Below are 19,180 nucleotides of genomic sequence, written 5' to 3'. Positions count from 1 at the left end.
ACTGACCTGAGCAGTAGTCACATCCGGGGGAATCGCCGGGCAAAGTCGCGCGCGAACGCCCCGCTACCGCAGGGGTTCGAGCACCTCGCGGCCCACGAACGGGACGAGCGCGGCCGGAACCCGCACCGAACCGTCGGCGCGCTGGTGGTTCTCCCACAGCGCCACCAGCCAGCGCGTAGTGGCCAGCGTGCCGTTGAGGGTGGCCGCGATCTGCGGTTTGCCCTTGTCGTCGCGGTAGCGCACGGACAGCCGCCGGGCCTGGAAGGTGGTGCAGTTCGAGGTGGAGGTCAGCTCGCGGTAGGTGCCCTGGCTGGGCACCCAGGCCTCGCAGTCGAATTTGCGCGCGGCCGAGGAGCCGAGGTCCCCGGCGGCGGTATCGATGACCCGGTACGGCACCTCGATCGCGGCCAGCATGTCCTTCTCCCAGCCCAGCAGGCGTCGATGTTCGGCGTCGGCGTCCTCGGGGCGGCAGAACACGAACATCTCGACCTTGTCGAACTGGTGCACCCGGATGATGCCGCGGGTGTCCTTGCCGTAGCTGCCCGCCTCGCGGCGGAAGCACGACGACCAGCCCGCGTAGCGCTTGGGTCCGGCGCTCAGATCGAGGATCTCGTCGGAGTGGTACCCGGCCATCGGCACCTCGGAGGTGCCGACCAGGTACAGGTCGTCCTCCTCCAGGTGATAGATCTCGGCGGCGTGCTGGCCCAGGAACCCGGTGCCCGCCATGATCTCCGGCCGCACCAGCACCGGCGGGATGACCATGGTGAATCCGTTGGCGACGGCCCGCTGCGCGGCCAGTTGCAGCAGCCCCAGTTGCAGCAGCGCGCCGTAACCGGTGAGGAAGTAGAACCGGGAGCCCGAGACCTTGGCCCCGCGTTCCATGTCGACCAGGCCCAGCGCCTCGCCGAGTTCCAGGTGGTCCTTCGGCTCGAAGTCGAATTCCGTTGGCGCGCCGACGGTTTCGAGCACGACGTAATCGTCCTCGCCGCCCGCGGGCGCGCCCTCCTGCACGACGTTGGAGATGGCGCGATGGGCCGCCTCGAGGTCCGCGTCGGCGGCCGACTCGGCGGCCTCGGCCTCCTTGACCTTCGCCGAGAGTTCCTGACCGTGCGCGAGCAGCGCGGGCCGTTCCTCCGGGGACGCCTTGCCGACCTTCTTGCCCAGCGCCTTCTGCTCGGCGCGCAGGTTGTCGGCGGTCGCCACGGCGGCCCGGCGCGCCGCGTCCGCCGCGAGCAGGGCGTCCACCAGCGCCGGGTCCTCGCCGCGGGCGCGCTGGGAGGCGCGTACGACGTCCGGGTTCTCGCGCAGGAATCGCAGGTCGATCACGAGCAGCCAGCCTATTACCCGGACACGGCGCGCGCCGAACGGGATCCGATCGTGGCGGGGGTGACCGCGCGCTGCCATCATGGACCCCGATGTCCTCCCACGATGTGCCGTCCCAGGAGCCCGCACCCGGCGCCGCGCCGCGGACCGGTCCCGGAGCCGCGACGTCCCGCCGACGTACGTCGGGGCGGATCCATCTGCCCGCGCACAAGCTGCGCTGGGGTCTGCTGGCCATCGCCATCGGCGCGGTGGTCGCGGCGCTGGTGACCTTGTCCATCTCCGGTTTCCGCAGCAAGCACGGGTTGGAGGCACACGATCCGGGCGGCCCGCCGCCGCCCGGCCGGGCCAATACCGCCTTCGGCACCGCGCGCTCGGGCGACTGCCTCACCTGGAGCAATCCCAAGACGGTCGACCTGACCAAGGTCAACTGCGCGGACAAGCACCTGTTCGAGGTCACCGCGGACATCGACCTGAGCGCCTACCCCGGCCGCGAATTCGGGCCGGGCTCACGGTTTCCCGACACGCTGCGCTTCGGCGAGCTGCGCGACGAGCACTGCGCCCCCGCCGCCGCGGCCTATCTCGGCGGCCGCTTCGATCCGCGCGGACGCTACGTGATCGGCATGATCAATCCCGGCGAACCCGGCTGGCGCAACGGCGATCGGACGATCCGCTGCGGCCTGCAACTGGTGAGCGCGACCGGGAATCCGACCCAGCAGACCGTCGGCCGGGTCCGCGACAGCGATCAGTCGCGCGTGTTCGAACCGGGCACCTGCATCGGCATCAATCAGAGCCTGCCCACCAACGAACCGGTGGACTGCGCGAAACCCCATGCCTACGAGGTCATGTCGGTGGTCGACCTGGGCGCGCACTTCACCGGCGGGCCGCCCGGCAACGACGATCAGGACAAGTTCATGCAGGACGAGTGCGCGCGCGTGGCGGGCGACTATCTCGGCGGGCAGGACGCCCTGATCAACAAGACGCTGACCATCTTCTGGGACAACCTCGACGCGCGCAGCTGGCTGGTCGGCAGCCACAAGCTGAACTGCCTGGTGGGCAAGGGTTCCCAGCAGGGTTTCTCGACCATCACCGGATCGGCCAAGGGCGACATCATGATCGACGGTCAGGCGCCGGTGCCGCCGCCGAGCTCCGGCCGCTCCACCCCCGCCCCCCTACCCGGCGCGGCCCCCGCCCCGGTCCCCCAGCCGCGGTAGTCGCTGTGGCCGTGCGGATGTCGGAGGACCGGTTCGAGGAGTTGGTCGCCGACGCGCTGGACCTGATCCCGCCGGAACTCGCCCGCGCGATCGACAACGTCGTGGTGTTGATCGAGGCCCGCAACCCCGAGAATCCGGGGCTGCTCGGCCTTTATCACGGCATCGCGCTCACCGAGCGAATCGACAGCCATTACGGCGGAGCGCTTCCCGACACGGTCACGATCTACCGCGACGCGATCCTCGACGTGTGCGACAGCGCCGAGGAGGTGGTCGAGGAGGTCGCGATCACTGTGATCCACGAAGTGGGACACTATTTCGGCATTGACGAACACCGCCTGCATGAGCTGGGATGGGGCTAATCTTGACCCGCGGAGTGGGTCGAGCCGAAAGTAGGTGTGGGCGCGAGGGAACCGGGGCCGGGGTCGTCGCGTCCAAGAACTCGTAGGGGGAATTCTCGTGGTTCCACCGACGGGCAGGCGTATGTCGGCCCGACAGAGCTTCAGCCGCCACTAGAAGGAGTTCGGGTAATGGTTGGCCTCGTGAAATTGGAGCCGGCGGTCGTCCTCGCGGCCGCGGCGGAACTCGATCTACTGGCCGAACGACTGGCCGCCGTCGCGGGGCTCAGCGGTCCGGCGACCCATGTCGTGCCGTCGGGCGCCGAGGAGGTGTCGTTCCTGGCGGCCGGCCACTTCAACGACGCCGCGCTCAGCCACGACCGAGCGGTGGCCCAGGGCATCCTCGAACTGCACCACGCCGCGATGACGTTGCGGCAGCAGCTGGCCCAGTTCATCGCCGACGATCTCGGGAACGCCTCCGGCGTCGCCGCGGTTCTGTAAAGGGGAACATCGTGACCGCAGGAATCACCGGGGTGTTCTGGCTGCCCCGCATGGCCGAGGCCAACTCGATCTCGCTCAACGCCGGGGCGCACGCGGTGCCGATCTCGGCCGCCGCGACCGCGTGGGGCGCGCTGACCGCCGCCTGGGTGGACGCGACCGCGACCGTCGCGCGCGTGATGGCCGAACTCGGCGTGGGCATGCAGGGCGTCAACGGCATCGCCGCGCTGGCCCGGCTCACCGGCTTCACCGGCTGGGCCGAACAGCAGGGCGTGCTCGCCGCCGCGATGGGCGCCAAGGCCGCGGCCAACGCCACCGCCTACACCGTGGCCTCGCTGGCCATGCCCAGCCTGCCCGAGATCGCGGCCGTGGACGCGGCCCGCGTGGCCGCGCACGCGCACGGCGGCGATCTGGACGGCAGCGCCGAACTCGCCGAGGCGGCCAAGGCCGCGCTCGATCTGCGCGCCGCGCTGGTGATGGAGACCTACGAGGCCGCCACCACCGCCGTGGTCACCACGCCCAATCAGTTCGCCATGCCCCCGGCCATCGCCAACGGCGCGGGCAACGCCGAGGCGAGCCAGAACGGCGACGCCGCCTTCGCCGACGGATCCGGCGATCCGGTGCAGGCGGCCGCCGCAGCCGCGCAGGCGTTCCTGACCAATCCGGGCGTCGCGAGCGCGGCGACCCAGGCCGCGCAGGTCGCCGGTTCGGTGGCCAGCACCGGCGTGACGACCGCCGGGCACGCCGCCTCCAGCGCGATCGCCGCCGCCACCAGCGCCGCGGCGCCCGCCTCGACCGGTGTGACGCCGATGATGGCGGGTGTGGGCGCGGGTGCGGTCGGCGGGGCCGCGGTGGCGACCCGGGCGGTCTCCTTCGGCGGCGCGGTCGGCATCGGCAACGGCGCGGGCACGCTCAAACTGCCCGAGGGCTGGGGCGCGGGCAATGTGCTCGGCGGCGGCAACGCGGCCGCGGCCACCGCCGCGCCCGAGGCGCCGACGGTGCAGGTCGGCGGCCCGGCGCCCGCGCGCTCGACCGCGACCGGCGGCAATCCGCTGCTCGGCCACCAGGTCCGCGAGGACGAGGAGGAGGACGGCGAGCACAGGGGCAACGACTACCTGCGCGGCGAGCACTTCGCCGACGGCCGGGTCATCGCGCCCGGGGTCATCGGCGGAGATCGCTGAGTTGACGGTCCTCGGTGCGGGCCGCGGCCCGTCCATGCTCGAGGCGGTGCCGCTGGCCCTCGACGAGATGCAGTTCCTGCTCGAGACGCTCGGCATCGATGAGGTGCCGGTCGTGCTCGACGCGATGGGCCGCTACGACAATGTCGCGGACCACGACGCGGCGATGGCGGCCGCGGCCGAATCCCTCACGGCGCGTGGGCTTCTGGTGGACGGCGAGGTGCACCGCGAGCTCGCGGACCGGCTGCGGGCGCTGTACCGCCCGCACTGGGTGGTGGCGCTGCGCTGGTACATCGCCGACCGGGTGAACCGCTTCTGTCTCGCCAAGGGCGACGACCTCGAGGTCGTCGTCCTGCGCGGGCCGGACTCCTACGTCGTCGACGAGGCCGGGCACGATCTGCCCGGCACGGTCATGGCCGCCCTCGGCGCGGGCGAACCGCTCGAACTGAGCGGGATGAACGCCCTCACCGAGGAGCTCAAGCCGATCTTCGCCGACGCCGGGGACGCGGCGGCCACCGCCGAACGCCTCGCGAAGGTGGGCAAGCCCGCCCGGGACGCGCAGGTGCTGGCCTCGGCGATGGTCGAGATCCATTCGCACGCCTCGGTGGTGGGCGTCGTCTACGGCGACGGCACCCGCGATCTGGCCGACGGCATGGTCTCGGTCTACAACACCCGCCACGGCCGCTTCCTCGCCGTCACCACCCGCTCCGAGGACGACGTGCTGTGGACCTCGATCGCCAGCGGCACCACGGCCCGGCTGCGGACGGCGTTGAAAGACCTCATCGAGAAGCTCCCGCTGCGCGCGGATTTCAAGCCGGATCCGGGCCCGGCCTGACCGGTCAGCCCATCGGATCGTCGGCGGTGGGCTCGACCTGGTAGGCGAACGGCGGGGTGTAGCTCCCCCAGCGCAGGCAGTCCCAGCCGCCGTCGGCGCGCGGCGCGAGTTCGATCGTCTCGGTGTTGTCGAGGTGGTTGTTGGTCGTGAACGGCGGGGCCACCCCGCTCAGCACGCGCGCGGCCAGCCGCATGGCGGCGCCGTGGCTGACCAGCAGGATGTCCCCCGCCTCGCCGTCGCGCAGATAGGTGTCGCGCAGCTCCTCGAGCACCGGGAGGTACCGGTCGAGCACCTCCTGCCCGGATTCGCCGCCGGGCACCCGCACGTCCAGCTCGCCCAGATGCCAGGCCCGGTAGATCCGCTGGAACCGCTGATGCGCCGCCTCGGAACTCAGGCCCTCGAGGTCACCCGCCTGCACCTCGTACACGCCGTCGAGCACCTGCGCGGGCACCCCGGTGACCGCCTCGATGTGGGCCGCGGTCTGCCAGGCCCGCAGGGCCGCCGAGCTGAACAGCCGGCGCGGCGGTTCGGCCAGATTGGCCGCGAACGACTTCGCTTGCGCCACACCGCGTTCGGTGAGCGGCAGGCCCGGCACCCGGGTGTCGAGGAGCTTCGCGACGTTGCCCTCGGTCTCGCCGTGCCGGACCAGGATCAGGCTGCTCACAGGTCGGCCACCCCCTTCTTCAGATCGTTCAGCCACGCCGCGGCCGGTGCGTCCGGCGGCGGCGCGGAACCACTCGGTGAGCTCGCGGGCCAGGAGCCCAGATAACGGATGCGGCCCGCGGTGCGGTGCAGCGCCTTGAGGGCCTCGGCGACCGCGGGGTCGTCGATGTGGCCGACGCAGTCCAGGTAGAACCGATAGGTACCCATGCCGGTGCGCGTGGGCCGCGATTCGATGCGGGTGAGATCGACTCCGCGCGCGGCGAATTCGGCGAACGCGCGCATGAGCGAACCGGGTTCGTTGGTCAGTTCCAGGATCACCAGCGAGGTGCGGTCGGCCCCGGTGCGCGGCGGCGCCGGGCGGGGCCGGGTGACCAGCACGAAGCGCGTGATCGCCTGATCGTGGTCGGCCACGCCGGTGGCCAGCACGTCCAGCCCGAGCCGCTGCCCGGCCAGCGTGGTGGACACGGCCGCGTCGGCGAGCCCGGCGGCCACGTCCTCGGCGGCGGCGGCATTGGACGCGGAGGTGTGCAGCCGGGCGCGAGGCAGCTTGCGCGCCAACCACATTCGCACCTGCGCGGCCGCGACGGGATAGGCCGCGACGGTCTCCACCTCGGCGAGTTCGACGCCCGGCCGCCCGACGATGGTGAAGGCCACGTCCAGTTCGGTCTCGGCGACGATCTGCAGGCGGGGCCCGACCGCCAGCGCGTCCAGGGTCGCCGAGATGGAACCCTCGATCGAACTCTCGATCGGCACCACCGCGCCGTCGGCCGCGCCGGTGCGGATCAGTTCGAGCGCCTCGCCCTGGCTGGGCGCGGCGATGCGGTCCACCGGACCGTCGAAGACGTCGGCGGACTCGAGTCGGGCGAGGGCCATCTCGGTGAAGGTTCCCGACGGCCCGAAATAGGCGATACGCGGCACGGATACGACATTACTGGTCGGTCGGCGGTAGGCCGGGGGTTTGCCGGGGCCCCGCGGTCGCCAGCACGGCCAGTCCGGCGGCCACGGCCTGGGGTTCGCCGGTCTCCACGGCCAGCAGGACGGTCCGGGTCGCGGCCCTCGCCTCCGGGTGCAGCGAGCGCAGGAAGTCGAGGTCCGGGCCGGTCAGCGCGGCGCGGATATCCTCCCCGCACAGCGCCGCCACGGTGGCCGCGACGACCGCCAAGGCCCGCTCGCCCGAGTCGGCGCGGGCCACGAAACCGGTGTCGGCGTGCGCGATGCGGGCGAGGAAGGCGGCGATCTCGGCGTCGGGGGCCGCGGCGTCCAGCACGGGCACGCCCGGATCCGCCGACACGGGTCGCACCAGCCCGGCGACGAGGTCGGCGGGCTGGCTTGGCGGCATGCCCAGCGTGAGCGGGACCGGGGCGGAGTCGTGCGGCACGGTTTCCACCGTAGCGATCGGAATGCTTGCGCGACCGGGACACCCGGGTTAGCTTAGGTTTACCTAATTAGACCGGATCGGTTGTTTCTCGGAGGTATGCATGCGCCGCCCGTCCACGATCGTCGCGCCGTCGACCGCCGAGCGGGTGCGCAGCGCCTGCGCCCACGCGGATCAGGCGATGCTCGCCCTGCCAGGTACCGATCCGGTTCCCACCGCCATGCATCACCTGCGGGCGTGCGGTGACGCCGTGCTGACGGTCGCGGCCGCCTCCCCCGCGACGCGCGCGGCCGCCACCGAATTCGGTTCGCCCGCCGTCCTGGAGCTGACCGATCACGCCCCGCTGGCCCTGCGCGAACCCGTCCGCGCGCTGGTCTGGCTGCGCGGGCGCCTGTACGCGGTGCCCGAGCACGCACAGCGGGCGCTGGCGACCGAGGTGGCCGCGGAGCATCCGCATCCGGCCCTGCTCGACGTCGGGCACACCACCGTCCTGCTGCGGCTGGTGCTCGATTCGGCGGTGGTCGCCGATTCCGGCGGGGCGGCCTCGGTGTGCCGGCGCGAATTGCGGGAGGCGCGCCCGGATCCGTTCTGGGAGCTGGAATCGGCGTGGCTGCGGCATATGGACGCCGATCACGCGGACGTCATCGCCGATCTCGCCCGGCATCTGCCGGTTCGCCTGCGCGGCGGCACGATTCGCCCGCTCGCCATCGATCGCTACGGGGTGACACTGCGGGTGGAGGGCGACGGCGGGGATCACGACGTCCGGTTGCCCTTCGAGGGCCCGGTCGACGACGTGCAGTCGCTCAGCCGCGCGGTGCGCATCCTCGCGGGGTGCCCGTTCCTGCACGGCCTGCGCCGAAGTTGAGCGCCGCCACCTAGATTGGCGGCATGATCTCCCCCGCCGAATCCGCGCCGCCCTGGCCCGCCCCGGCGACCGGACGCGAACGCACGGCGATCCGGCTCGAACTCGCGGTCGTCCTGGTCGTCACCTTCGGGCTCAGCGGCGCCAGCGCGCTGCTGTCGCTGGTGGAGAGCGCGCTCGCGCCCGGCGGGGTGGGTGGGCAGACCGTGGCGCTCAATCCCTCGCGGGCCACGCGATCGACCATCGACCTGCTGTATCAGCTGCTGTCCGTGCTGCGCCTGCTGGGCTGGGGCGCGCTGGGCCTGTACCTGTTGTGGCGCAGCGGTTTCGGGCCGCGGCTGATCGGGTTGGCCCGAATTCGGCTGCGCGGGGACGTGCTTCCCGGGCTCGCGCTGGCCGCGCTCATCGGGCTGCCGGGGCTGGGGCTGTACCTGATCGCGCACGCGCTCGGGCTGAGCGTGACCATCGTGCCGAGTTCGCTCGGCGACCACTGGTGGCGTCTACCCGCCTTGATTCTCGCGGCCGTGGCGAACGCGGTGGCCGAGGAGATCCTCGTGGTGGCCTACCTGCTCACCCGGCTGCGGGCCCTGGGCTGGTCGGAGCGTCGATCACTGCTCGCCTCGGCGGTGCTGCGCGGCAGTTATCACCTCTACCAGGGCCTGGGCGGCGGACTGGGGAATCTGGTGATGGGCGTGATCTTCGGCGGGTACTGGCAGCGGACCACCCGGCTGTGGCCGCTGGTGCTCGCGCACGCCGCCATCGATACCGTCGCCTACCTCGGCTACACCGTGTTGCACGGGCACGTGTCGTGGCTGCCGTGACCGCTGTCGAAACGAGATGAACCCGAACGCGTTCCGGACAGTAGCATCACGATGATGAACGGCGACGACCCCCGGCAGTACCCGCGGACGCGCCGGGTGCCGCCGCCGCACGGCCCCGGACCGCGCCGCCCACCGCCCCCGCAGCGCCCCCCGGGCGACGGACCGGACCGGATCGAACCCACCCAGGTGATGCGGCGCGACGGCCCGGCCGACGGACCGCTGGCCTGGTCGCAGGCGCCCCCGGCCCGGCCGCTGCCGCCGCCCCGCGCGCGGTCCGGTCCGCCCACCCACGCGCCCACCCAGCGCCCGGTCCCCTATCGCGAGGATCCCCCGCCGCCCCCGCGCCGGGGCGACGTTCCCCCGCGCGGTCCGCGCGGCGGATCCGGCCGGGCCCCGGCCGAGCAGCGTCCCCCGCGTCGCCGCAAACGCCTTTGGGGGCGTTGGCTGTTGGTGATCCTGGTGATCCTCATCGCCCTGCCGGTCGGCGCGGTGATCTATCTGGACCGCTCGCTCGACCGCATCCCCGTCCTCGCCGACTACTCGGGCCGGGTCGGGCAGACCGCCGGAACGAACTGGCTGCTGACCGGATCCGACAGCCGGGTGGGTCTGAGCGCGGATCAGGAGGCCGAACTCTCGACGGGCGATCAATCCGACGCGGGCGGCGAGCGCAGCGACACGATGATGCTCGTGCACATCGCGAAGTCGGGGCCCACCACGATCGTCAGCCTGCCCCGCGACTCGTATGTCCCGATCCCGGGCGTCGGCCGCGACAAGCTCAACGCCGCCTTCTCCGTCGGCGGCCCGAAACTGCTGGTGCAGACCGTGGAGACGGCGACCGGCCTGCACATCGATCACTTCGCCAAGATCGGGTTCGGCGGCTTCGCCGGAATGGTGGACGCGCTGGGCGGCATCGATATGTGCCTGCCCGAGGCGATCGACGATCCGCTGGCCGGCATCAATCTGCCCGCGGGCTGCCAGCATCTGAGCGGACCGCAGGCGCTCGGTTTCGTTCGCACCCGCGCCACCCCGCGCGCGGACCTGGACCGGATGAACAATCAGCGATTGTTCCTGTCGGCCCTGCTGAAGAAGGCGACCAGCGCGGGCACCCTGGCCAACCCGTTCACGCTCTGGCCCCTCGCCAAGGGCCTGGCCGCCTCCCTCCAGGTCGACAACGGCGACCACATCTGGGATCTGGCCCGGCTGGGCTGGGCGCTGCACGCCGACACCGTCGCCACGACCGTGCCGGTGGCCGGATTCCAGGACGTCTCCGGCAGCGGCAATGTGCTGCTCTGGGACAAGGCCAAGGCGGGCAAGTTCTTCGAGGCGCTGGCCGCGGACCGGCCCGTCCCGGAGGATCTGCTCACCAAGTGAGCGGGCCGGGGTCGCGGTGGGTGTACCGACCGGCTCAGCGCAGGGTGATCTGCCGGGACCGCAGGCCGTCGCGGGAGCGGCGTTCGTCGGCGGTCAGCGGGGCGTCCGAGGCCAGGGCCGCGGCCAGCCGTGCGCCGAATTCCGTTGCGGGCGTGGTCCATTCGGTGGCGTGCCGCTCGCGGTCCAGATCGAACACCGGGACCAGCAGACCGTGCGTGCGGAACGAACCCGCGAACCGGGAGCCCTCGCCCAGATGCAGGCCGCCCGCGGCGTGCACGCGCGCCAGCGCCAGCATGAGCGCGTCCTCGTCCTCGGGCCGCACCCAGCGCAGATGCGCGCGCTCCCCGGCGTCGACCCACCAGGCCGCGCCGATCGCGTCGCCGCCCAGTTCCAGCCGCGCCGAGGGCATGATGGCCCGGTTGGCCTGTTCGATGGTGGCGGCCACCTGCGGATCGGGCTGCACGTCCGCCGGCACCCACCAGTCGAAGTTCTGGTGCACGGTCAGATCCAGGCCCGCGCCCGCGTCGATCACCTCGCCGAGCGCCACCGCCCCCTCCCCCGACGTCGCGGAAGCCGTTGCGGCCGACAGGGATTCGCCGGGCTCCGCGGTCTGCGTCCAGCGGATGGCCGCCGCCAGATCGGCGGCCGGATCGTCGGAGGCGAATTGCGTTTGCGCCGCGACGAATCCGATCGGCTCCTCGCCCGCGCGCACCAGTGCGGCCACCGCGCCGGGCAGCACGGTCGCCAGCGTGACCGGCCGCTGCGCGCCCGCGGCGAGTTTCAGCGTCGCGGTCGCCGACGGGACGAACTCGCGCAGCGCGACCAGATCGCATTCGGCGGCCAATCCGGCGAACGGCCGGGTGACCGCCCGCGCCGACTCCTCGTGCGCGGCGCGGCGCGCGGCCAGCCGCTGGGCCCGGTTGCTGTCGGGCTTGGGCGTATTTCGCTTCGACTTACCCACGAACGCAGAACCTACAGTGTCGCCCCGGCCCGCGAACGCAGGGGCGCGCCAGGCGGATTCACGCGCTCGCCAGCACCGCCTTGGTGCGGCCGGGATGGTTGGTGGCGACCCAGCTGACCCCGAGATCCGCGCACAGCTTGACGTCCTCGGGATCGTCCACGGTCCAGCAGTAGGTGGCCCGGCCCGCGGCGGCGGCCTTGTCCACCAGATCGGGATGTTCGCGCAGCGTCTTCACCGACGGACCGACCGCGGTGGCGCCCACCGTGGTGGCCGCGCTGCCGCCGAGGTACCGCGACGACTCGCCGAGCAGCACAGTCGGCAGCATCGGCGCGGCCCGGCGGATCCGCCACACCGCGGTCGCCGCGAACGACATCACCACCGCGCGGGCGTGATCGGCCGAGGCGGGGGTCGCGATGCCGAAGCGCTGCAACTCCGCCAGCACCTTCGCCTCCACCAGCGCGCCGTAGCGCACGGGATGTTTGGTCTCGATGAACAGTTTGGTCGGGCGGCTGCGCCAATCGAGCACCAGCGAGATCAGCTCGCTGAGCGTGAGCACCGCGGCGGGCGCGCCGTCGACGCCGAAGTCCAACTGCCGCAACTCCTCCAGCGACATCTCGCTGACCAGGCCGGTGCCCGAGGAGGTCCGGTCCACCGTGCGGTCGTGCACGCACACCAGATGGCCGTCCCGGGTCAGCCGGACATCGCATTCGACGCCGTCGGCACCCTCCTCCAACGCCAGTTCGTAGGCGGCCAGTGTGTGTTCCGGACGCGTTCCCGACGCGCCTCGGTGCGCGACCACGAACGGCGCGCGACTATCCCGGCTCACTTCGCCATGACCTCCTCCTGCTGCCGCTCGGCGCTCGGCGCGGACGCCGGTTCCGTCCCGACATCATTCCCGACGGCGGAATCGGCTGCGCGCTCGGCGGACTCGCCCACCGGGTGCACGGGTTCGATCACGGGTTCCACCGGACCCGTGGCGGGCAACCACCGCTTCGGCGCCCGCACCCGGCCGCGCAGGTCACGGCCCTCGCACAGCCGGACCACCCCGAGCGTGAGCACCGCGACCACGGCCGCGACCAGATCGGTGTAGCAGGTGAAGATCACACCGTCGGCCTGGGCCTGCAGCGAATCGGCGAACCGGAAGCAGAGCGCGGCGAACACCATCGCGCCGTTGAGGATCCACACCCCCCACCAGATCCGCACCGCGCGCAGCACCCGGGCGTCCCCGCCGAGCCGGCGCACCAGTTCGGTCAGGAACACCCCCGGCCAGAGCAGATTCACCACCGGAATCAGGCTGCCGCACAACAGCGTTCGCACCGAGCGCGGATCCGCCCGGCCCGCTTGCCCGTAGGCCGCCGCGCGGGCCCGGACCAGCCAGCCCGCCGCGCCCACCGCGCCGCCCAGCGCGCACAGCGCTGCCAGCCCGGCCGACAGGTACACCGTCGCGTCGGAGAAGAACAGCAGCGCGGGAGGGATGAGCTTGCTCTGATTGCGCAACACGATGACGTAGCGGCCCAGTTCGGCGAGGGCGGCCACGCCGAACAGCACCGCGGTCGCGGTCAGCAGTCCGGGGAGTCGATCGGTGAAGCGCGCCAACGGGTTTCGCGGCCCCGCCGGCGCCGGGCGCGGCACGTCGCGCAGCCCCCAGCGCGGCATCTCGGCGTAGCGCGGGGTGCCCGTCGCCGCGCGGGCGGCCGGGCGCGCGGCCCGCCCCTCGCGCGGGCGGCGGCCGGGCACCCGGGCCACCCAGCGGTAGTTGCGGCGCTCGGGGGGCGCGTCGACCGGGGCCGGGGACAGCAGGACGCCCCGGCAGCGCGGGCACCAGTGCATGGGCGCGCCGCGCACCGTCCACCGGGCGCCGCAGCGGGCGCAGGGCTGAACGACCGTGCTCACCTGGCACCTCCGCGTTCCATCGACTCGATCCCGCTCAGTAGATCTCGGCCTCGTGGTCGCCCTCGGCGGTCAGCGGCAGGCCCGCCTTCTGCCAGGCCACCATCCCGCCGGTCACCTGGACCACGTCGTAGCCGATGCGGGCCAGGTACTGCGCGACCTGGGGGGAGCGGCCGCCCTGGCGGCACACCACGTAGACCTCGCGGTCGTAGTCCAGCTCGTCGGCGCGGGCCGGGATGTCGGCCATGGGGATGTGCACCGCGCCGGGAGCGTGGCCGAGCCGCCACTCGTCGTCCTCGCGGACGTCGAGCAGCAGCGCCGCCGAAGGCACCTCCGTCACCGGCACCGACGGAAATTCGGGGCTCGTCACGGTTTCGATCCTGCCACGGGCGCCGGGCGGGCGGGCAGTTCCCTGACCGACCTACGGTCTGTTTCGGGCGCGATTCGCATATCACATGCCGGTTATGGCCCCGACCTGTGCATATGCCCAGCCCAGTTATCCACATAATCCACAACCTGATCCACAGGCCGGGCAACACGGACCGATCGGTCATCCGCGAATCACGGGGCGATCGGGGCCGAAGGCCGGACGGCGATCGATCCGAGACTCCCCTCCTCATCCCGGAGCGATCGCCGCCGGCCGGACGCGAGACCGCGAGGCCCCGACATCTACTTGGACGCGGGTGGGCCGCCTCCGGTTCCACCCCGATCCGAAAAAGCCGACAAACCTTGCCGAGAAACCGAAATCCCGGGGTCTTGCAGGGCCGATGGGTAGCCTGAGAGGCATGGACGCGAGCAGGGGGTCGGTGGACGCGATGGATACGACAGCCACATTGGATACGACGGGCCTGAACACGGCGCTGGCCGAGGCCACATGCCTCGGCGTGACGGCCGATCCGGCGGCCGCGCGCATTCGCCTGGAACTCGAGGTGCTCACGCTGCCCACGGACGGGCAGGGCGGGCAGCTCGACGACCGGCACATACACCTCACGCTGACCGGGGTGAGCCGGGTGGCCGCCTCGCTGCGCATGCAGAACTGGGACGACATCGAGCCGAAGGTCTTCCCGCTCACCCTCGAGGGGCTGGGCGAGGCCATCGCGAGCTTCGGCGGCAGCGCGCTGCACGGCTGGGACTTCATCGACGTCGACGACAGCAGCTGGTCGCTGTGGCGCGAACTGCTCAGCTTCGACACCGCGCTGAGCGATCGGCCCGCCGCGCACGTCCTGGAGTTCTCCCAGCAGGAGGGCGTCGATCCGCGCGAACTCGACGTTCGGGTCTGGTTCGAGAACCTCGAGATCGAGACCGCCGACGGCCGCCCGATCGCCGCGGCCGACTTCGTCGCGGGCGGAAAGCGCTGGTGGAAGGCGCACGACTCGTGCGATCCGCGCACGATGCTGCCCGATGTGGCCCCGCCCATGTAGGGGCGGTCGATCCTTCCGACGCGGGGAATTCGCCGGATGTTGGAATCCGGGGGCATGCAACCCGGTTGCAAACGAGCGGGTGTACGAATGATGGTTGGGTGCGCTCGGCGACTCGGGCGCACACGGCCGACATCATGAGGAAGGGACATCGTGGCTGAGTACACGCTGCCAGATCTGGATTACGACTACGGCGCCCTGGAGCCGCACATCTCCGGGCAGATCAACGAGCTCCACCACTCCAAGCACCACGCCGCCTACGTCGCCGGGGCCAACACCGCGCTCGAGAAGCTCGAGGCGGCCCGCGAGTCCGGCGATCACGGCGCGATCTTCCTGCACGAGAAGAACCTGGCCTTCCACCTGGGCGGACACGTCAACCACTCGATCTGGTGGAAGAACCTGTCCCCCAACGGCGGCGACAAGCCGACCGGCGAGCTGGCCGCCGCGATCGACGATCAGTTCGGCTCGTTCGACAAGTTCCGCGCGCAGTTCACCGCGGCCGCCAACGGCCTGCAGGGCTCGGGCTGGGCCGTGCTGGGCTACGACACCCTGGGTCAGAAGCTGCTGACCTTCCAGCTCTACGACCAGCAGGCCAACGTGCCGCTGGGCATCATCCCGCTGTTGCAGGTCGACATGTGGGAGCACGCGTTCTACCTGCAGTACAAGAACGTCAAGGCGGACTACGTCAAGGCGTTCTGGAACGTGGTCAACTGGGCCGACGTGCAGGAGCGCTTCGGCCGCGCCGTCTCGCAGGGCAAGGGTCTCGTCTTCGGCTGAGCCTCCCCTCGGTCGGTAGGCCCGCGAACCCGGGTGGTTCGCGGGCCTGTTGCGTGTTTCAGGGCTGTTACCTGGGGATTGGCACTCTCTGGTACTTGTGTGCCAGACATTGTTTGCGTCATTCTCGGGTACTCGGAGCACAGCTCTGGCTCGTGGGAGGCACAATGCGCAGCAACGAAAACGTCGGCGTCACCCCCTTCCAGGCGCGCGGCACCTTACGCGGATTCGTCATCTCCGGCCGCTGGCCCGACACCACCAAGGAATGGGCCCAGTTGCTCGCCCTGGCCGTGCGGGTGGCCAGCCTGCCGGGTCTGCTGTCCACGACCACGGTGTTCGGCGCGCGCGAGGAACTGCCCGACGAACCGCTGCCCGGCACGGTCGGCCTGGTGGTGGCCGAGGGTCCGGTGCTCGGCGAGGAGGCGCTGGAACCCGGCCGGTTCGCCGAACATGTGCCGCCCGCGCTGATGATGCTGCATCCGCCCTCGGAGACCCGGCCGACGCTGCCCGAATGCGTGGGCGCGGCCTCGGGCTGCGTGCTGCTGCCGGGGGTGCCGCATCTGGGTCTCGCGCACCGCGCGGCCTGGGTGGAGGCCGAGGTGGACGGCACGGTGACCTCGATGGTCAGCCGGGTGGGGGTGGATCCGATCAGCGATCCCGACACCGCGGTGCTGGCCATGCTGCTCGCCGCGTGACGGGCTCCCCGACGCGGTAGTGAGGGTACCCGAAGTCTTCGCCGTGGGAGCCCAAACTTATTGCGCCCATTGCGATTTCGACGATGGGGTCGTTGCGATGTCCGATTCCGCGCGGTAGGGTGGTCGCTGAGCGAAGGGGAGTAGCCCCCAATCGTGGGTGTCGACATACTGATCCGGTATCCGGGTCCGGCCCCACGAACCGGCGATGTTCCGGTGGGCGAGACCTTCGGCCGAGGACAGATTCAACCGATCGTTTCGGGTGCATCGTCGGCCGGAGGCTACCGTCTTCGGCCAGCGGGCCGAGGACTGGGAGCCGTTTTTCATGATCGCCACGATCCTGCTGGGTTTCGGCGTGCTGTTCGTCGCCGAACTGGGCGACAAATCGCAGCTCATGGCCCTGACCTTCGCGCTGCGGCACCGCTGGTGGATCGTGTTGTCCGGCATCGCGATCGCGAGCGTCGCGGTCAATCTGATCGCCGTCGCGGTCGGCCACTTCCTGGGCGCGGCGCTGCCCACCCACCTCATCGCGATCGTCACCGCGCTCATCCTGCTCGGCGTCGGCGGCTGGACGCTGCGCGAGGCGCGCGCCCCGCGGGACGCGGACGAGACCCCCGCCGAGCCCGCCGCGCCGGGTGCGGGCCGCGCGCTGTTCGTGGTGATCTCGGCCTTCCTGCTCGCCGAACTGGGCGACCGGACCATGTTCGCCACCATCGCGCTGGCCTCCCAGCGCGGCTGGCTGGCGGTGTGGCTGGGCTCGGTGCTGGGCATGGTCGCCGCGGGCGGGCTGGCCATCGCGGTGGGGATCACCGTGGGCAAGCACATTCCCGAGCGGGCCATCGCCGTCGGCTCCGGGCTGCTGTTCCTCTACATCGGCGCGGCCACCCTGCTGTCGGTCCTCGACATCGGCCGCGCGACCGAGATGGGACTGGCAGCGCTCGCCCCGATCGCCGCCGCGCTCATCCTGTTCGCGCTGCGCGGCCGGACGGCCGACACGCCCGAACCGGTCGAGACGCCGCGCTGAGGCTCAGGCGAGCGAGCCGTACAGATTCCCACCGCGACGGACCATAGCCACCAGCGGCTCGCGCAACGCCCGCAGGCCCGCCGGATCGTCGGCGGAGATCCGGGCGGTGACCAGCGCGCTGATCGCCGCGACCAGGGTCTGACACGCGAAGCGCTGATCCTCGGTGGTCGCGCCGAGCGCCTCCCACAGCAGGCCCGCGAACGACTCCTGCAACACCATGCGCCGGGCGATCGCCTCCGGGCCCGCCGCGTACACCTCCACCAGATACAGCCGCGCGTAGGCGGGTTCGACGGCCAGGCCCTCGAAATAGGCGTCCAGGATGCCGTCGAGCCGCGCGATACCCACTCCGGAATCCGCGGTGGCCTGTTCGATCCGCGCGATGAGCAGTTCCACCGCGCGCTCGTAGGCGGCCTGGAAACAGTCCTCCTTGGACCGGAACTGCTCGTAGAAGGTCTCCCGCGAGACCCGGGCCCGTTTGATGATCATCGCCACCGAGGTCTTCACATAGCCGTGTTCGGCCATCACCTCGGCCATGGCGGTGAGGATGCGTTCGCGCTGGGACCGCACCACGGTCTCGCGGGGCAGGCCGTGACGGCCGCGGGGCAGTTGGCGGACGGTGAGGGCCGGCTCCGGCATGGGCGACTCCGTGTGCGTTGCGATCGAGGGATTCGATGGACGTCGCTCCATTCTCGCCGAACCGCCCCTCCCCCGGCCGATCTGCCCGGAACGCCGGTTAGGGTGCCTGTTGACGGAAGGCCAGCGAAGGGCCGTCACGAACGAGAGGACCATACACCGTGGAGATTTCGGGCTCCGCCGCAATCATCACCGGCGCCGCGTCGGGTCTGGGCGCCGCGACCGCCAAGCGCTTCGCCGACCAGGGCGCGACCGTGTTCGGTCTGGACCTGGAGCAGTCGATCGAGCGGGCGGGTGACAACGTGCCCGCCGGGGTCACCCTGATCCCCACCGACGTGACCAGCAACGACGAGGTGGCCGCCGCGGTCGCGAAGGTCGTCGAGTCCGGCGTGCCGCCGCGCATCGTGGTCAACTGCGCGGGCGTGGGCTGGGCGGGCCGCATCCTGTCCAAGAACGGGCCGCACGACCTCGAACTGTTCCGGACGGTCATCACCGTGAACCTGCTGGGCACGTTCAACGTCATGCGGCTGGCCGCGGACGCGATCGCCAAGACCGAACCGGTCGACGAGTACGGCCAGCGCGGCGTGGTGATCAACACCGCGTCGGTGGCCGCGTTCGAGGGCCAGATCGGCCAGATCGCCTACTCGGCCTCCAAGGGCGGCGTCGCGGGCATGACCATCCCCGCCGCGCGCGACCTGGCCCAGTTCGGCATCCGCGTCAACACCATCGCCCCCGGCATCATCGACACCCCGATGCTCGCGGGCGTCACCGAGGAGTACCGCAAGGGCCTCGAGGCGGGCGTCCCGTTCCCGTCGCGCCTCGGCCGCCCGGACGAGTACGCCCAGCTCGCGGAGTACATCGTCGGGCACGACTACCTCAACGGCGAGACCATCCGCATGGACGGCGCGCTGCGCATGGCCCCGCGCTGACGGTCCCGAAAACAGGCCGAAGGCCCGCACCGAACCGGTGCGGGCCTTCGGATTTCGACCGATCAGAGGCCGCGGACGCTGGAGGCCTGCGGGCCCTTCTTGCCCTGGGTGATCTCGAAGCTGACCTGCTGGCCCTCTTCCAGACCGCGGTAGCCCGAGCCCTCGATCTCCGAGTAGTGCACGAACACGTCGGGGCCGCCCTCATGCGCGATGAAGCCGTAGCCCTTTTCCGAGTTGAACCACTTGACGGTTCCCTGAACCATTTGTCGTCTCCTGACGAGTTGTTACTTCGACCCCACGGTCGTGGGACCGGGTCGCATCAGACGGCGACTTGCAACTTGCCTCGCAAGGAGAAACCGACGCCCGCACAATGTTCCGCGCGAGCCC

The 19,180-nt window shown here is 71.5% G+C and carries 23 protein-coding genes; 13 read left to right on the top strand and 10 right to left on the bottom strand.

The genetic code is table 11. The annotated features are described in order from the left end of the window. Positions 1–63: 63 nt before the first annotated feature. Positions 64–1,326, bottom strand: a complete 1,263-nt coding sequence (gene serS / locus ACFYTQ_RS09385; RefSeq protein ID WP_387358633.1) for a serine--tRNA ligase — start codon at positions 1,324–1,326, stop codon at positions 64–66. An 89-nt stretch (positions 1,327–1,415) separates the two neighbouring features. Here serS and ACFYTQ_RS09380 point away from each other — a divergent pair, with 89 nt between their 5' ends. From ACFYTQ_RS09380 to ACFYTQ_RS09360, 5 genes are all read left to right on the top strand, one after another. Next, positions 1,416–2,534, top strand: a complete 1,119-nt coding sequence (locus ACFYTQ_RS09380; RefSeq protein ID WP_387358631.1) for a septum formation family protein — start codon at positions 1,416–1,418, stop codon at positions 2,532–2,534. Between the two features lie 5 nt (positions 2,535–2,539). Next, on the top strand, positions 2,540–2,893 hold the full coding sequence (locus tag ACFYTQ_RS09375) for a metallopeptidase family protein (protein WP_387358629.1): 354 nt from the start codon (positions 2,540–2,542) through the stop codon (positions 2,891–2,893). 168 nt (positions 2,894–3,061) lie between these two features. Further along, complete coding sequence (locus ACFYTQ_RS09370; RefSeq protein ID WP_387358626.1) at positions 3,062–3,370, top strand: PE domain-containing protein; 309 nt, start codon at positions 3,062–3,064, stop codon at positions 3,368–3,370. A gap of 11 nt (positions 3,371–3,381) precedes the next feature. Beyond that, on the top strand, positions 3,382–4,548 hold the full coding sequence (locus tag ACFYTQ_RS09365; RefSeq protein ID WP_387358624.1) for a PPE domain-containing protein: 1,167 nt from the start codon (positions 3,382–3,384) through the stop codon (positions 4,546–4,548). Position 4,549: 1 nt separating this feature from the next. Beyond that, positions 4,550–5,380, top strand: coding sequence for an ESX secretion-associated protein EspG (locus tag ACFYTQ_RS09360; protein ID WP_387358622.1), 831 nt, complete (start codon positions 4,550–4,552; stop codon positions 5,378–5,380). A gap of 4 nt (positions 5,381–5,384) precedes the next feature. Here ACFYTQ_RS09360 and ACFYTQ_RS09355 read toward each other — a convergent pair whose 3' ends face one another. From ACFYTQ_RS09355 to ACFYTQ_RS09345, 3 genes are read right to left on the bottom strand one after another with little or no spacing between them, the layout of a single operon-like run. After that, the gene (locus tag ACFYTQ_RS09355) at positions 5,385–6,044 is read right to left on the bottom strand and encodes a histidine phosphatase family protein (protein WP_387358620.1); all 660 of its coding nucleotides are present in this window, start codon (positions 6,042–6,044) and stop codon (positions 5,385–5,387) included. Continuing rightward, complete coding sequence (gene pheA, locus ACFYTQ_RS09350) at positions 6,041–6,961, bottom strand: prephenate dehydratase (RefSeq protein ID WP_387358618.1); 921 nt, start codon at positions 6,959–6,961, stop codon at positions 6,041–6,043. The genes ACFYTQ_RS09355 and pheA overlap by 4 nt, the downstream gene beginning before the upstream one ends. A 10-nt stretch (positions 6,962–6,971) precedes the next feature. After that, on the bottom strand, positions 6,972–7,421 hold the full coding sequence (locus tag ACFYTQ_RS09345; protein ID WP_387358616.1) for a hypothetical protein: 450 nt from the start codon (positions 7,419–7,421) through the stop codon (positions 6,972–6,974). Positions 7,422–7,521: 100 nt separating this feature from the next. Here ACFYTQ_RS09345 and ACFYTQ_RS09340 point away from each other — a divergent pair, with 100 nt between their 5' ends. Genes ACFYTQ_RS09340 through ACFYTQ_RS09330 form a run of 3 tightly spaced genes read left to right on the top strand, consistent with a single transcriptional unit; the run spans position 7,522 to position 10,472 of the window. Next, positions 7,522–8,283, top strand: coding sequence for a DUF2470 domain-containing protein (locus ACFYTQ_RS09340; RefSeq protein ID WP_387358614.1), 762 nt, complete (start codon positions 7,522–7,524; stop codon positions 8,281–8,283). A gap of 23 nt (positions 8,284–8,306) precedes the next feature. Continuing rightward, the gene (locus ACFYTQ_RS09335; protein ID WP_387358612.1) at positions 8,307–9,101 is read left to right on the top strand and encodes a CPBP family intramembrane glutamic endopeptidase; all 795 of its coding nucleotides are present in this window, start codon (positions 8,307–8,309) and stop codon (positions 9,099–9,101) included. Positions 9,102–9,155: 54 nt separating this feature from the next. Then, a complete protein-coding gene (locus ACFYTQ_RS09330) occupies positions 9,156–10,472 on the top strand; it encodes an LCP family protein (RefSeq protein WP_387358610.1) in 1,317 nt (438 codons plus the stop codon). Between the two features lie 34 nt (positions 10,473–10,506). On the opposite strand, the gene ACFYTQ_RS09325 is transcribed toward ACFYTQ_RS09330, so the two are convergent. The 4 genes from ACFYTQ_RS09325 to ACFYTQ_RS09310 are packed head-to-tail and all read right to left on the bottom strand — an operon-like array spanning position 10,507 to position 13,693. Beyond that, on the bottom strand, positions 10,507–11,433 hold the full coding sequence (locus ACFYTQ_RS09325; RefSeq protein ID WP_387358608.1) for a DUF5926 family protein: 927 nt from the start codon (positions 11,431–11,433) through the stop codon (positions 10,507–10,509). Between the two features lie 58 nt (positions 11,434–11,491). Further along, entirely contained in the window at positions 11,492–12,259 is a 768-nt protein-coding gene (locus tag ACFYTQ_RS09320; protein WP_387358606.1) for a glycerophosphodiester phosphodiesterase, read from the bottom strand. Further along, positions 12,256–13,326 carry a DUF4328 domain-containing protein gene (locus tag ACFYTQ_RS09315; RefSeq protein WP_387358604.1) on the bottom strand — a complete coding sequence of 357 codons (1,071 nt, stop codon included), beginning with the start codon at positions 13,324–13,326 and terminating at the stop codon, positions 12,256–12,258. The genes ACFYTQ_RS09320 and ACFYTQ_RS09315 overlap by 4 nt, the downstream gene beginning before the upstream one ends. A gap of 34 nt (positions 13,327–13,360) precedes the next feature. After that, positions 13,361–13,693, bottom strand: a complete 333-nt coding sequence (locus ACFYTQ_RS09310; RefSeq protein ID WP_387358602.1) for a rhodanese-like domain-containing protein — start codon at positions 13,691–13,693, stop codon at positions 13,361–13,363. Positions 13,694–14,108: 415 nt separating this feature from the next. Here ACFYTQ_RS09310 and ACFYTQ_RS09305 point away from each other — a divergent pair, with 415 nt between their 5' ends. The 4 genes from ACFYTQ_RS09305 (at position 14,109) to ACFYTQ_RS09290 (ending at position 17,231) form a co-directional block, all read left to right on the top strand. After that, positions 14,109–14,744: a hypothetical protein gene (locus tag ACFYTQ_RS09305; protein ID WP_387358601.1), complete on the top strand. Its 636-nt coding sequence runs from the start codon at positions 14,109–14,111 to the stop codon at positions 14,742–14,744. Between the two features lie 150 nt (positions 14,745–14,894). Beyond that, positions 14,895–15,518 (top strand): superoxide dismutase, encoded by a 624-nt coding sequence (locus ACFYTQ_RS09300; protein ID WP_387358599.1) that lies wholly within the window; start codon positions 14,895–14,897, stop codon positions 15,516–15,518. Between the two features lie 164 nt (positions 15,519–15,682). Next, positions 15,683–16,210, top strand: coding sequence for a peptidase (locus tag ACFYTQ_RS09295; protein WP_387358597.1), 528 nt, complete (start codon positions 15,683–15,685; stop codon positions 16,208–16,210). Between the two features lie 322 nt (positions 16,211–16,532). Then, entirely contained in the window at positions 16,533–17,231 is a 699-nt protein-coding gene (locus ACFYTQ_RS09290; RefSeq protein ID WP_387358595.1) for a TMEM165/GDT1 family protein, read from the top strand. 3 nt (positions 17,232–17,234) lie between these two features. Here the strand turns inward: ACFYTQ_RS09290 and ACFYTQ_RS09285 are convergent, their stop codons facing one another. After that, positions 17,235–17,867 (bottom strand): TetR/AcrR family transcriptional regulator, encoded by a 633-nt coding sequence (locus tag ACFYTQ_RS09285; protein WP_387358593.1) that lies wholly within the window; start codon positions 17,865–17,867, stop codon positions 17,235–17,237. Between the two features lie 158 nt (positions 17,868–18,025). Between ACFYTQ_RS09285 and ACFYTQ_RS09280 the strand changes: the two genes are divergently transcribed. Beyond that, positions 18,026–18,793: an SDR family NAD(P)-dependent oxidoreductase gene (locus ACFYTQ_RS09280; RefSeq protein WP_387358591.1), complete on the top strand. Its 768-nt coding sequence runs from the start codon at positions 18,026–18,028 to the stop codon at positions 18,791–18,793. 62 nt (positions 18,794–18,855) lie between these two features. Here ACFYTQ_RS09280 and ACFYTQ_RS09275 read toward each other — a convergent pair whose 3' ends face one another. Then, positions 18,856–19,056, bottom strand: a complete 201-nt coding sequence (locus ACFYTQ_RS09275) for a cold-shock protein (RefSeq protein WP_387358589.1) — start codon at positions 19,054–19,056, stop codon at positions 18,856–18,858. Positions 19,057–19,180 lie beyond the last annotated feature (124 nt).

This window comes from Nocardia sp. NPDC004068 (genome assembly GCF_042874315.1).
In the GTDB taxonomy this organism is placed as follows: domain Bacteria; phylum Actinomycetota; class Actinomycetes; order Mycobacteriales; family Mycobacteriaceae; genus Nocardia.
The sequence above is the reverse complement of the archived record's forward strand: the minus strand, read 5'-3'. Positions and strand labels throughout refer to the sequence as shown.

Bases quoted from the DNA above. Each gene is read 5' to 3' on its own strand.
- ACFYTQ_RS09380 (WP_387358631.1), top strand. From the start codon at position 1,416: ATGTCCTCCCACGATGTGCCGTCCCAGGAGCCCGCACCCGGCGCCGCG.
- ACFYTQ_RS09370 (WP_387358626.1), top strand. From the start codon at position 3,062: ATGGTTGGCCTCGTGAAATTGGAGCCGGCGGTCGTCCTCGCGGCCGCG.
- ACFYTQ_RS09340 (WP_387358614.1), top strand. From the start codon at position 7,522: ATGCGCCGCCCGTCCACGATCGTCGCGCCGTCGACCGCCGAGCGGGTG.
- ACFYTQ_RS09335 (WP_387358612.1), top strand. From the start codon at position 8,307: ATGATCTCCCCCGCCGAATCCGCGCCGCCCTGGCCCGCCCCGGCGACC.
- ACFYTQ_RS09330 (WP_387358610.1), top strand. From the start codon at position 9,156: ATGAACGGCGACGACCCCCGGCAGTACCCGCGGACGCGCCGGGTGCCG.
- ACFYTQ_RS09305 (WP_387358601.1), top strand. From the start codon at position 14,109: ATGGACGCGAGCAGGGGGTCGGTGGACGCGATGGATACGACAGCCACA.
- ACFYTQ_RS09295 (WP_387358597.1), top strand. From the start codon at position 15,683: ATGCGCAGCAACGAAAACGTCGGCGTCACCCCCTTCCAGGCGCGCGGC.
- ACFYTQ_RS09290 (WP_387358595.1), top strand. From the start codon at position 16,533: ATGATCGCCACGATCCTGCTGGGTTTCGGCGTGCTGTTCGTCGCCGAA.
- ACFYTQ_RS09285 (WP_387358593.1), bottom strand. From the start codon at position 17,867: ATGCCGGAGCCGGCCCTCACCGTCCGCCAACTGCCCCGCGGCCGTCAC.
- ACFYTQ_RS09275 (WP_387358589.1), bottom strand. From the start codon at position 19,056: ATGGTTCAGGGAACCGTCAAGTGGTTCAACTCGGAAAAGGGCTACGGC.